Raw genomic sequence first — 13121 nt, 5'->3', positions numbered from 1 at the left:
GTAAGAAAAAATTTATTTTTTTATAATACAAAGGAGGACAAATTAAATGAGTTTAGGTGTAATCGCAGCTGCAATTGCAATTGGTTTATCAGCATTAGGTGCAGGTATTGGTAACGGTCTTATCGTATCACGTACAATCGAAGGTGTTGCTCGTCAACCAGAATTAAAAGGCGCACTTCAAACAATTATGTTCATCGGGGTTGCTTTAGTTGAGGCACTTCCAATCATCGGTGTAGTTATTGCATTCATCGTAATGAACAAATAAGGGAGACTCCCCTTACATAGATGGCGAAGAGTGTTTTTCCGAACTTTCTTCGCCATTGCTTTATGAACGAAACGTATGTCTTTTTTTTTCATATGATCAATTTAGATATTTTGAAGGGAGTGAATCCTTGTGCCAACTTTATTATTAGGAGCTGCCATTCCATTTGGAACGATTGCTTATACATTGTTCATTTTCTTAATTCTATTAGTAATGCTACGCAAATTTGCGTGGGGTCCTTTAATGGGAATTATGAAAGAACGTGAAGAGCATGTTACTAATGAAATCGACGCTGCAGAAAGAAGTAACGCTGAAGCGAAGAAGTTAGTAGAAGAACAACGTGAAATGTTAAAACAATCACGTGTTGAAGCACAAGAGTTAATCGAAAGAGCGAAAAAACAAGCTGTAGATCAAAAGGATGTTATTGTTGCTGCTGCGAAAGAAGAAGCAGAATCAATTAAAGCATCTGCTGTACAAGAAATTCAACGCGAAAAAGAGCAAGCGATTGCTGCTTTACAAGAACAAGTCGCTTCTTTATCTGTTCAAATTGCTTCTAAAGTAATTGAAAAAGAATTAAAAGAAGAAGATCAAGTTAAGTTAATTCGCGATTATATTAAAGAAGTAGGAGAAGCGCGATGAGCAATGGGATTGTAGCAAAACGTTATGCTGTCGCTCTTTTTAAAATTGCAAAAGAAAAACACGTATTAGAAATGTTTGAAGAAGAATTACGCCTTGTACAAAACGTTTATGTAAAGAACGGAGAACTACATAGCTTTTTAACGCAACCGAACATTTCAAAAGAGCAGAAGAAAACGTTTCTTGCAAACGTATTCGGATCTGTTTCTGAATCAATTTTAAATACGTTATATATTTTAATTGATAACAAGCGTATTGATATCTTACCTGAAATTGCAGATGAATATGTTGTTCTTGCTAATGAAGAACGTAACGTAGCGGATGCAACTGTATATTCTATTCGTCTTCTATCTGAAGAAGAGAAGCTTAACATTGCAGAAGCATTTGCAAAGAGAACGGGAAAAGATGCAATTCGCGTGAAAAATGTTGTAGATGAAGATTTACTAGGCGGAATTAAAGTACGCATTGGAAATCGCATTTATGACGGAAGTTTACAAGGAAAATTAGCACGTATTCAGCGTGAATTAATGAAGAATAGATAGGGGTGAAGCACATGAGCATCAGAGCTGAAGAAATTAGCGCACTGATAAAGCAACAAATCGAGAACTATCAGTCTGAAATCGAAGTTAGTGATGTTGGTACAGTTATCCAAGTTGGTGACGGTATTGCGCGTGCTCATGGTCTTGATAACGTTATGGCTGGTGAGCTTGTAGAGTTCTCTAACGGCGTTATGGGACTAGCACAAAACTTAGAGGAAAACAACGTAGGTATTATCATTTTAGGACCTTACACAGAAATCCGTGAAGGTGACGAAGTTCGTCGTACTGGTCGCATCATGCAAGTACCAGTAGGAAAAGAACTAATTGGTCGTGTTGTAAACCCATTAGGTCAACCAGTTGATGGTTTAGGCCCAATCAATACAACAAACACTCGTCCAATCGAAAGTCCAGCACCAGGTGTAATGGATCGTAAATCTGTTCATGAGCCACTTCAAACAGGTATTAAAGCGATCGACGCTCTTGTACCAATTGGCCGTGGTCAACGTGAGTTAATCATCGGTGACCGTCAAACTGGTAAAACAGCAGTTGCACTTGATACAATCATTAACCAAAAAGATGAAGATATGATTTGTATCTATGTAGCTATCGGACAAAAAGAATCAACTGTACGTAACGTAGTAGAAACACTACGTAAGCACGGTGCATTAGAGTACACAATCGTTGTAACTGCATCTGCTTCTCAACCAGCTCCATTATTATACTTAGCTCCTTATGCTGGTGTAACAATGGGTGAAGAGTTCATGTACAATGGTAAACACGTATTAGTAGTATATGATGACTTATCAAAACAAGCAGCGGCTTACCGTGAGCTGTCATTACTATTACGTCGTCCTCCAGGTCGTGAAGCTTATCCAGGGGATGTATTCTACTTACATTCTCGCTTATTAGAGCGTGCAGCAAAATTAAGTGATGCAAGAGGCGGCGGTTCTTTAACTGCACTACCTTTCATCGAAACACAAGCAGGGGACGTATCAGCATACATCCCAACAAACGTAATTTCTATTACGGATGGACAAATCTTCTTACAATCTGACCTATTCTTCTCTGGCGTACGTCCAGCGATCGATGCGGGTACTTCTGTATCTCGTGTAGGTGGATCTGCTCAGATTAAAGCAATGAGTAAAGTATCAGGTACACTTCGTCTTGACCTTGCATCTTACCGTGAGTTAGAAGCGTTCGCTCAGTTCGGTTCTGACCTTGATAAAGCAACTCAAGCGAAATTAAACCGTGGTGCTCGTACTGTTGAGGTATTAAAACAAGGATTACACAAACCGTTACGTGTAGAGAAACAAGTTATCATTCTTTACGCTTTAACACGTGGATTCCTAGATGATATCCCAGTAGTAGATATCACTCGTTTCGAAGAAGAATTCCATGCTTGGTTAGATTCTAATGCGACTGACTTATTAGAAGAAATCCGCACAACTAAGAAACTTGCGGATGACGACAAATTTGCAGCAGCAATTAACGGATTTAAAAAAGTATTCGTAGCTTCTGAATAATAATAAAAGTGAAGCCGACTGTTCAGCCCCATCGGCTAAGAGGCGGAACTAGATTAATAAAAGCGGAAGCGGCTCGTACAAGCCGCCGACGCTAGATAATATATAAGGCATCTCAGCCTCTGAGATTGCTGACGGTTATGTAAAGGAAAAGAGTAGGTGCACCTATTCTTTTCCTTCAATCATGAGCAAGAATATCTTGCAACGTAGATTAGGAAGAGGATTCTTACTAATCGTGCCAACTTCCGGAAAAAAGGTGGTGAAAACCTGTGGCATCTTTACGCGATATAAAAGCGAAGATTACCTCGACAAAGAAAACGAGTCAAATTACGAAGGCGATGGAGATGGTATCTGCATCTAAGTTAAACCGTGCAGAGCAAAATGCTAAATCTTTCGTTCCGTATATGGAAAAGATTCAAGAAGTAGTAGCGAGCATTGCGCAAGGAAGTAAAGGAATTAATCATCCAATGCTAAATGCGCGTCCTGTAAAGCGTACAGGATACATCGTTATTACATCTGATCGCGGACTAGCAGGTGGTTATAACAGTAACGTATTACGTACAGTAAGTAACGTAATTCGTGAACGTCATAATATGGATTCAAATCAATATTCAATTATTGTACTTGGACGACTAGGACGTGATTATTTAAAACGTCGCGGCTTTAACATCATTGATGAAGTAGTTGGATTATCTGACCACCCATCATTTACTGATATTAAAGATCTTGCTTCTCGAGCAATTGCGATGTTCGCAGATGGTGCTTATGATGAGCTGTATATTTACTACAACCATTACGTAAGTAAAATTTCACAAGAAGTAACGGAAAATAAAATTTTACCGCTTACTGATGTGGCGTCTGACAAACCGACGACAGCTTATGAATTTGAACCTTCTGAAGAAGAAATTTTAAAAGTATTATTGCCACAATACGCAGAAAGCTTAGTGTACGGTGCATTACTAGATGGTAAAGCAAGTGAGCACGCAGCGCGTATGACAGCAATGAAGAGTGCTACAGACAACGCAATGGAAGTTATCGATTCACTTACACTTTCATTCAACCGTGCGCGTCAGGCAGCGATTACGCAAGAAATTACGGAAATCGTTGGTGGAGCAGCAGCGTTAGAATAGTAATAAAAAGTGGAAGCGGCTCGTCCAGAACAGGAGGGCATTGGAGCTCCTGACGAAGAGGCGTAGTTTGCCTCACAGGAAGGCGCGAAATGACCGACTGTTCTAGCCGCTGGAACTAGATTCAATAAAAAGTGGAAGCGGCTCTTTCAAAAGAGTCGCGTAAGCTAAACTAATAAAAAATTAAAAGCCGACTTCGCTTAGAGAGCTGGCTAATTAAAAGAAAGCTAGGAGGGAACCCGATGAATAAAGGGCGCGTTACGCAAATCATGGGTCCGGTTGTAGACGTTAAGTTTGATGGCGGAAAGCTACCAGAAATCTACAACGCCCTTACGGTAAAACAAAGCAACGAAAACGGAAGCATGAACTTAACATTTGAAGTTGCACTTCATTTAGGTGATGATACAGTTCGTACAGTTGCGATGTCTTCCACAGATGGACTTGTTCGTGGCACAGAAGTAGAAGATACTGGTAAAGCAATCTCTGTACCAGTTGGTGATGCAACACTTGGTCGTGTATTCAACGTATTAGGTGATGCAATTGACTTAGATGGTGAACTTCCTGCGGATGTACACCGTGATCCAATTCACCGTCAAGCACCTGCATTCGAAGAATTATCTACTAAAGTAGAAATTCTTGAAACTGGTATTAAAGTAGTAGACTTACTTGCTCCTTACATTAAGGGTGGTAAGATCGGCCTATTCGGTGGTGCCGGCGTAGGTAAAACAGTATTAATTCAGGAATTAATTAACAACATCGCACAAGAGCACGGTGGTATCTCTGTATTCGCTGGTGTAGGTGAGCGTACTCGTGAGGGTAATGACTTATACCATGAAATGAGCGATTCTGGCGTAATCAAGAAAACTGCGATGGTATTCGGACAAATGAATGAGCCACCTGGAGCACGTCAACGTGTTGCATTAACAGGTTTAACAATGGCTGAGCATTTCCGTGATGAGCAAGGACAAGACGTACTTCTGTTCATCGATAACATCTTCCGTTTCACGCAAGCTGGTTCTGAAGTATCTGCCCTTCTTGGTCGTATGCCATCTGCGGTAGGTTACCAACCAACACTTGCAACAGAAATGGGTCAATTACAAGAGCGTATTACATCTACAAATAAAGGGTCTATCACGTCTATCCAAGCGGTATATGTACCAGCCGATGACTATACTGACCCAGCACCAGCTACAACATTCGCTCACTTAGATGCAACAACAAACTTAGAGCGTCGTTTAACACAAATGGGTATTTACCCAGCCGTAGATCCATTAGCATCTACATCTCGTGCACTTTCTCCAGAAATCGTAGGAGAAGAGCATTATGAAGTAGCACGTCAAGTGCAGCAAACTTTACAACGTTACAAAGAACTTCAAGATATCATCGCTATCTTAGGTATGGATGAGTTATCTGAAGAAGATAAGTTAGTTGTACATCGTGCTCGTCGTATTCAATTCTTCTTATCTCAAAACTTCCACGTAGCTGAGCAGTTTACAGGTCAAAAAGGTTCTTACGTACCTGTAAAAAATACAGTTAGTGGCTTCAAAGAAATTCTAGAAGGAAAATATGATGACCTTCCAGAAGATGCATTCCGCTTAGTTGGTAGCATTGAAGAAGTTATTGAGAACGCGAAGAAAATGATGGCGTAAGGCCTTAGGAGGGACGAAGTATGAAGACATTTCCAGTCAGTATTGTAACTCCTGATGGACCGGTTTACGAAAAAGAAGTAGAAATGGTAAGTGTAAAAGCAGAGAGTGGGGAAATGGGGATCTTACCAGGTCACATTCCAACTGTTGCACCATTAAAAATTAGTGCAGTTCGTCTGAAAAATGGTGGACACACTGATTATGTAGCAGTAAGCGGTGGCTTTATCGAAGTTCGTCCAGATAAAGTAACTGTATTATCATCATCTGCTGAAGAAGCAAACCATATCGATATCCATCGTGCAAATGAAGCGAAGCGTCGCGCTGAGCAACGTATGCAAGACAAACAAGCACATGTTGACTTTAGACGTGCAGAAATGGCATTACAACGTGCTGTGAACCGTTTAAATGTTTCTGATATGAAGTAAAAAAATCCGTAAGGGCCTTGCCTTTACGGATTTTTTTTGTGTATTTTATGGATAATTTTACAAAACTGGTATAATTATATTGATGCTTGTATAAGTAGAAGTGTACAACAATTTATATTTTATGAAGGGGATGAATCAATGATCGGTGAAATGAAACGAGAAGCATTGTACTCTTTAAAGGGGAAATGGGGACTAGGTGTTGGATCAACGATTTTATATTTTATTTTAAGTTATGTCGTTTCGATGGCTGCAATGCTTATATTATTAATTCCAGGAATTATTATATTTCTTTCAGTTGTAAGTGTGACTGGATCATTTGAAGCGGAAACGATGTCAATTGGAGCGGGTATTACCTTTGGAATTTTTTATTGCATTATGATAATTTTGAGTAACGCATCGTATGGGATTACGTCATATGGTTATACAAATGTATTTTTACAGATTAGTAAACGAGAAGATGCTAAAGTAGATTACTTATTCGAAGGATTTCGTGGCTTTAAAAGAATGATGAAAACAATGTGGGCAATGCTTGCGATTTTGTTATATACGGGTACATGGATTCCGATGCTGTTAATAGGCTTATTTGCATTGTTAGGTGAAGAAGGGAATACGTCATTTGCAATAGCTTTCTTCGTACTATTAGCAATTTCAATTGTTGGTATGATTGTGATGTATTTTTCTTATGCACTGACGTACTATGTGATGATTGAAAATCCAGAATATAGTGTTTCGCAGGCGATGAAGGAAAGTAAGAATCTTATGAGGGGTCATAAGTTAGATTTGTTTCTTTTATGGCTGAGCTTCATAGGTTGGGTTGTTTTAGCGCTTCTTACTTTTGGAATAGGATTTCTTTGGCTTAGTCCGTATATGAGTACAACGACAGCACACTTTTATCGCTACATTTCAAAAGGTGAATTTCAATAGGAACATGCTATACTAATAGAATTATTGTGTATAGGAGGCGAGGCTACGCATGATTAGTGATCTAAAAGGAGAAGCACTAGATTCATTAGAAGGGAAGTGGGGATTAGCTGTTGGAGCTACACTGCTCATTTCAATTCTTATCACGGCTTTTAGTTTTAGTGTTGATTGGGGATTTTCTTTAATTTTCGGTTGGCAAAAAACAAATGGTTCACTTTCAACGAATATTCTTACATTTTTTGTTACTGGGCCGTTAACTTTAGGTGGATATTACCTTGGTTTAAATATCCTTCGTGAAAATCAAGCTAGTATCGGTAATGTATTCATTTGGTTTTCAGAGGGAAAGAGATTTCTAAAATCATTTTTATTATATTTATTAGTAAATCTTTATCTTTTCTTATGGACGTTATTGTTCATTATTCCAGGTATTATTAAATCATTTTCTTATGCGATGACATACTTTATTATAAACGATCATCCTGAATATTCACTGAACCAAGCTATTACAGAAAGTCGTCGTATGATGGATGGACATAAGATGGAGTATTTTATTTTATGTTTAAGTTTTATCGGTTGGTTTATATTAAGTTGTATTACATTAGGGATTGGATTCTTATGGTTAATTCCATATTTCTACACAACATCTGCGGCTTTTTACGAAGAGATCGCAGAAGAATATTATGAGAAAAATATTTAGCACTAAAAAACCCCCAGTATGAATTATTTGTTCATACTGGGGGTTTTTTGTAGAAACTTTATAAATTGATTGCTAGTAAGTGGTTTACTGAAATAGTAACCTTGCATATATTTACATTTATGTTTTTGCAGAAACTTAAGCTGTTTTTCGGTTTCAATTCCTTCGGCAACGACTGAAAGATTTAAAGTATTTGCGAGGGAAAGGATTGTAGAAACGATGGCTCGTTCTTCAGGACGATGATCAGCTAATTGTGTAAATTCTCTCGGTACTTTTAATGTGTCGATTGGAAAAATTGATAAATAAGCAAGAGAAGAATACCCAGTACCGAAGTCATCAATGGAAGTTTGGATACCGTATTCTTTTAATTGCTTCAGTCTTAATAACGTTTCTTTCTCGTCAATCATTGCAATTCTTTCTGTTAACTCAAGGGTTACATATTTTGGATCGACTTGCACGTCGTTTAATATTTGTGAAATGTTTTCGATTAATTGATCTTGCCGGAACTCTTTTGCAGATAAATTAACACTTATTTTTAAATTTTGGTAGCCAAAGGTATGCCATATTTTTAATTGGAGACAAGCTTCTTGTAATACCCAATGTCCAAGTGGGACTACTTGTGGCGTCTCTTCTACAATTGGAATAAACTCACATGGTGAAATGTCACCTAATAGCGGGTGTTTCCACCGTATTAAAGCTTCAGCACCGATAATTTTATTTGTTGTCGTATCAATTTGTGGTTGATAAACGAGATAAAATTCTTTGTTTACTAAAGCGATTGGCAAATCTTTTTCAATTCGAGCTTTTCGCTCCATTTTTTTATATAGTTCTTTCGTGTAAAGAGAGCTACCGTTTTTTCCTTTATTCTTTGCTTCGTACATGGCCATATCAGCATGCTGCAAAATGGATAGTGGATCTTCACCTGCTTCAGGATATATTGCAATTCCGATACTCGGTGAGATTTGTAAATGTTGATTTTCGATTTCAAATGGCTCATTCATGGCCGCTACAATCATATCAGCTATTTTTTGGACATCTGGCTTTTTTTTGTAATTCTCGATAAGGATTGTGAACTCATCTCCAGCTAGCCGCGCGAGTTTCATATTTGATGTTGATATTCTTTCGAGCCTTTTTGCTACTGCGATAAGCAATAGATCTCCTACTCGATGACCGAGGGTATCATTAATAACTTTAAAACGGTCTAGGTCGAGAAACATAACAGCAAAAGACTTTTTCGATACTTTTGCTCGTGCAATTGCCTGTTCTAAATGTTGATGAAATGCACGACGATTTGCAAGCTCGGTTAAAGTATCATGGTATGCTAGGAAATTAATCTGTTCTTGTTGTTGTTTGCTTTCCGTAATATCTTTAATCATTAAATAGACTCCAGAAATTTTCTCCTTTAAAAAGATCGGTACGGCGGTAACGTGCAAGTAGTAAATATCTCTGTTTTTATGGTATGCCCGTATTTCTAAAGAGATAGAATATCCCTTTTTTACACGATGAAAGGCGTTAATCATTTCTTCTAAATCTTCTTCGTATATGAGTGAGTAGTAAGGCTGGTTTAATAATTCATTCGTTTGATAACCGAGTAAAGTAGTACCAGCGTTATTTACTTTGAGAAAATTACCGTACAAATCTAATGTGAAGATTGGATCTGGATGATGCTCGTATAAAGATTTAAACATTTGTTGATTATGATAGAGTTCATTTTTCTGTTCTACTAAATCTTCTGTACGTAGTTCAATTTGTTTCTCGAGTTCTGAGTTGAATTGCATTTGAGCTAGCAATAATATTTTATTTTGTTTTCGAACTAAACTATGACGTATGAGAACGAAAGAGAAAGTTATTATCAGTCCGATTACTATAATAGGCGCAAAAACGTATTCGACTAATATAAAAACAATAAGCATTACTACCGAAATATACGGTAATGATAATCGGATTGCTTCACCAATTTTAAGTGTTAGTAGTACTTGTTCTTGTTTTTCAGGTTCTTTTGTATGGAGAATACAGGCAATTGCTACTAGTACTAAGGTTACTTGATAGAAAGGAGTAACTGTAAACATAGAATACTCTGGTATGAAGTATTTTATATAAGCATAAATCGCATCTGTAGTAGCATATAAAATTAAAGCACTGCCAAGAAGCGCACCAACCTTTTTAGGTAATAAGGATAGTGGTTTGAATAAAAGATTGATTCCTATTAAAAGAAAGAGTAAATCAGCCATTGGATAGGTAAGTTGAACAAATATGTCGATATAGGATGTTGTAAAGATGTGAATGGTTCGTTCAATAAGTAAGTAGTAACTTAAAGTAAATTGGGCTGTAACGATAATACAAATATCACATAGCATAAAAAGTTTTTCTAATAAATCTCGGTTATAAATGATTTCGTATAGAAAGGCAAATGCAAAACTAACTAAAAAAAGTAAGTAAAAAAAATCAGACGGATCAACGAACGTATAGAAGTCCTTTACAATTAAACGCTGATAGGCAACGACTATATCACCGATAAAATAAGAGAGAGCTCCAACAGATAATATGATCCAAAATAAACGAGGTAGCCCTTCTTTCATGTTTGAAAAGTAAAGAATATAACTACAAGCGATAATATCAATTAATAGGGTACTCGTTCCGATTAATAGCTGAAAAGGAAATGAGTATTCATATAGAAAAGGCATCGCTACGTAGTGAAGCGTTATGGACAGCAATACAATGCTTATAAGAATACTTACATGTGTTTGTTTTTTCATTTATATCACCTACGGTTCCTTGAAAAGCATATATAAGTTTTATATTTATTTTGCACAATTATAGCAAGTTGTAAAGATAGATTTTAATAATTCTTGTTTCTGTCTCCCAACATATCGACATAGGAATTTGAAGTTTGCTATAATGATTAGAATAGTTGAATTATTTAGAAAAATTTAAAAATAATAATTACTGCAACTAGGACATATTGTTTACTATGTGAACTTGTTCTTAATTTAGGGGGGAGGGTTTCACAATGGCAAGTGTATATGAAAATAGTTATATGATCGTTTTGATTTTCTTGCTATTAGGTATATTGCTGCCGGTAGTGGCTCTTACATTAGGAAGGATGCTGCGCCCAAATAAACCAAGTGCAGCAAAGGCGACGACGTATGAGAGTGGAATTGAGCCTTTTCATGATGCAAATATTCGGTTTCATGCTCGTTATTATATTTTTGCTTTATTGTTTGTGATCTTTGATGTAGAAACTTTATTTTTATATCCTTGGGCTGTTGCGTATGACAAGCTAGGTTTATTTGCATTAATTGAAATGCTCATCTTTGTTGTAATGTTGCTAGTTGGATTAGCGTATGCTTGGAAAAAGAAGGTGTTACAATGGTTATAAATTTTGAGGAATTACATCCAAATGAGCGAGCAGAATTAGAACGAAATATCTTTTTTTCTACATTGGAACAGTTGAAAGGATGGGCGAGGAGCAATTCTTTATGGCCGATGACATTCGGACTGGCGTGCTGTGCAATTGAAATGATGGGAGTAGGCTCATCACATTATGATTTAGATCGATTTGGGTCATTTTTTCGAACTTCACCAAGGCAATCGGACGTCATGATTGTATCGGGAACAGTAACGAAGAAGATGGCTCCTATTGTTCGGCGTTTATATGATCAAATGCCTGAACCGAAATGGGTTATTGCGATGGGATCTTGTGCGACAGCAGGTGGTCCGTATGTAAATTCATATGCTGTTGTGAAAGGTGTAGACCAAATCGTACCAGTTGATGTGTATATTCCTGGTTGTCCCCCAAATCCGGCTGCTTTAATTTATGGAATTAATAAATTAAAAGAAAAAATTCGTTACGAAGCAAAGACCGGGAAGCAGGTGACGAATAAATGAGTAATCCAAACAAAGATTTAGAGGATCTGAAAAAAGAAGCAGCTAGGCGTGCAAAAGAAGAAGCGAGAAAACGCCTTGTAGAGAAACACGGGGCGGAAATAAGTGAGCTTGAGGCAGAAGATCAAGAAAAAGAGAAAGCGCTACCAAAAAATGATGATATTACTATAGAAGAAGCAAAACGACGTGCAGCAGCGGCGTTAGCGAAACAGAAAAGAGAAGGGACAGAAGAAGTAACGGAAGAAGAAAAAGCGAAAGCCAAGGCGAAGGCGGCAGCAGCTGCAAAAGCAAAAGCGGCAGCGTTAGCGAAGCAGAAAAGAGAAGGAACAGAAGAAGGAACAGAAGAAGGAACAGAAGAAGTAACGGAAGAAGAAAAAGCGAAAGTGAAGGCAAAGGCAGCAGCGGCAGCAAAAGCAAAAGCTGCAGCGTTAGCGAAGCAGAAAAGAGAAGGAACAGAAGAAGTAACGGAAGAAGAAAAAGCGAAAGTGAAGGCGAAGGCAGCAGCGGCAGCAAAAGCAAAAGCTGCAGCGTTAGCGAAGCAGAAAAGAGAAGGAACAGAAGAAGTAACGGAAGAAGACAAAGCGAAAGTGAAGGCAAAGGCAGCAGCGGCAGCAAAAGCGGCGGCGTTAGCGAAACAGAAAAGAGAAGGGACAGAAGAAGTAACGGAAGAAGAAAAAGCGAAAGCCAAGGCGAAGGCGGCAGCAGCTGCAAAAGCAAAAGCGGCGGCGTTAGCGAAACAGAAAAGAGAAGGGACGGAAGAAGTAACGGAAGAAGAAAAAGCGAAAGCCAAGGCGAAGGCGGTGGCGGCGGCCAAGGCAAAAGCAGCAGCATTAGCGAAGCAGAAAGCCTCGCAAGGTGATGCGGACTCGGGAGATGAAAAGGCCAAGGCAATTACAGCTGCAAAAGCGAAAGCAGCAGCGGCTGCAAGAGCGAAGACAAAGGGAGCTGAAGGTAAGAAAGAGGATGAGCCAAAGCAGGAAGAACCGTCTGTAAATCAACCGCATTTAAATCAGTATGTTGAGGCTATTAGGGAGAAGTTAGGAGAGGGTGCATTAGTAGATTCCTATATTAATAAATTGTCAAAGGATGTGCCAACTCTTGTGGTGGATCCCGCAAAATATTATGAAGTGATGGAGTCACTGCGATTCCATGAGGGACTTGCTTTTGATTATATGTCAGAGCTACATGCGACGGATTTTGTGACACATATGGAAGTGTATGTTCATTTGTTTTCATATGGCAAGAAACAATCGGTAGCGGTGAAGGTAAAACTAGACCGGGAAGCGCCGCAAGTCGAGTCTGTGACAGCGCTTTGGAAAGGGGCTGACTGGCCGGAGAGAGAAACGTACGATTTGCTCGGCATTGTATTTAAAGGGCATCCGAATTTAACGCGTATTTTAATGCCAGAGGATTGGGTAGGATATCCGCTTAGAAAAGACTATGAACCGTATGATGTGGAGGTGTAG

General features: G+C 38.4%; 13 protein-coding genes. 12 read left to right on the top strand and 1 reads right to left on the bottom strand.

The window, feature by feature from the left end; genetic code table 11:
- Nucleotides 1–46 precede the first annotated feature (46 nt).
- The 9 genes from atpE (at nt 47) to IBT51_RS14780 (ending at nt 7773) form a co-directional block, all read left to right on the top strand.
- A complete protein-coding gene (gene atpE / locus IBT51_RS14820; RefSeq protein ID WP_000052064.1) occupies nt 47–265 on the top strand; it encodes a F0F1 ATP synthase subunit C in 219 nt (72 codons plus the stop codon).
- Nucleotides 266–394: 129 nt separating this feature from the next.
- Nucleotides 395–901: a F0F1 ATP synthase subunit B gene (atpF, locus tag IBT51_RS14815; protein ID WP_001142615.1), complete on the top strand. Its 507-nt coding sequence runs from the start codon at nt 395–397 to the stop codon at nt 899–901.
- Nucleotides 898–1440, top strand: a complete 543-nt coding sequence (gene atpH, locus IBT51_RS14810) for a F0F1 ATP synthase subunit delta (protein ID WP_000064682.1) — start codon at nt 898–900, stop codon at nt 1438–1440. The genes atpF and atpH overlap by 4 nt, the downstream gene beginning before the upstream one ends.
- Nucleotides 1441–1451: 11 nt before the next feature.
- Entirely contained in the window at nt 1452–2960 is a 1509-nt protein-coding gene (gene atpA, locus IBT51_RS14805; RefSeq protein WP_000027521.1) for a F0F1 ATP synthase subunit alpha, read from the top strand.
- Between the two features lie 266 nt (nt 2961–3226).
- A complete protein-coding gene (gene atpG, locus IBT51_RS14800) occupies nt 3227–4087 on the top strand; it encodes a F0F1 ATP synthase subunit gamma (RefSeq protein WP_000157703.1) in 861 nt (286 codons plus the stop codon).
- Between the two features lie 239 nt (nt 4088–4326).
- On the top strand, nt 4327–5733 hold the full coding sequence (atpD, locus tag IBT51_RS14795; RefSeq protein WP_001032596.1) for a F0F1 ATP synthase subunit beta: 1407 nt from the start codon (nt 4327–4329) through the stop codon (nt 5731–5733).
- A 20-nt stretch (nt 5734–5753) separates the two neighbouring features.
- Entirely contained in the window at nt 5754–6155 is a 402-nt protein-coding gene (gene atpC, locus IBT51_RS14790; protein ID WP_000847215.1) for a F0F1 ATP synthase subunit epsilon, read from the top strand.
- A gap of 138 nt (nt 6156–6293) precedes the next feature.
- A complete protein-coding gene (locus tag IBT51_RS14785) occupies nt 6294–7079 on the top strand; it encodes a DUF975 family protein (protein WP_053563312.1) in 786 nt (261 codons plus the stop codon).
- A gap of 49 nt (nt 7080–7128) precedes the next feature.
- The gene (locus IBT51_RS14780) at nt 7129–7773 is read left to right on the top strand and encodes a DUF975 family protein (RefSeq protein ID WP_023523558.1); all 645 of its coding nucleotides are present in this window, start codon (nt 7129–7131) and stop codon (nt 7771–7773) included.
- A 23-nt stretch (nt 7774–7796) separates the two neighbouring features.
- On the opposite strand, the gene IBT51_RS14775 is transcribed toward IBT51_RS14780, so the two are convergent.
- Nucleotides 7797–10526 (bottom strand): putative bifunctional diguanylate cyclase/phosphodiesterase, encoded by a 2730-nt coding sequence (locus IBT51_RS14775; protein WP_200458682.1) that lies wholly within the window; start codon nt 10524–10526, stop codon nt 7797–7799.
- A 254-nt stretch (nt 10527–10780) separates the two neighbouring features.
- On the opposite strand from IBT51_RS14775, the gene nuoA reads away from it, so the two are divergent.
- From nuoA to IBT51_RS14760, 3 genes are read left to right on the top strand one after another with little or no spacing between them, the layout of a single operon-like run.
- Nucleotides 10781–11149, top strand: a complete 369-nt coding sequence (gene nuoA / locus IBT51_RS14770; RefSeq protein ID WP_000179273.1) for an NADH-quinone oxidoreductase subunit NuoA — start codon at nt 10781–10783, stop codon at nt 11147–11149.
- On the top strand, nt 11140–11658 hold the full coding sequence (gene nuoB, locus IBT51_RS14765; protein ID WP_000236331.1) for an NADH-quinone oxidoreductase subunit NuoB: 519 nt from the start codon (nt 11140–11142) through the stop codon (nt 11656–11658). Before nuoA ends, nuoB begins: the two co-directional genes overlap by 10 nt.
- Complete coding sequence (locus IBT51_RS14760; protein ID WP_200483285.1) at nt 11655–13121, top strand: NADH-quinone oxidoreductase subunit C; 1467 nt, start codon at nt 11655–11657, stop codon at nt 13119–13121. The genes nuoB and IBT51_RS14760 overlap by 4 nt, the downstream gene beginning before the upstream one ends.

The sequence above is a fragment of the Bacillus sp. S71 genome, assembly GCF_016625265.1.
Taxonomy (GTDB): Bacteria; Bacillota; Bacilli; order Bacillales; family Bacillaceae_G; genus Bacillus_A; species Bacillus_A cereus.
This window is presented reverse-complemented; position numbering and strand designations above follow the sequence as displayed.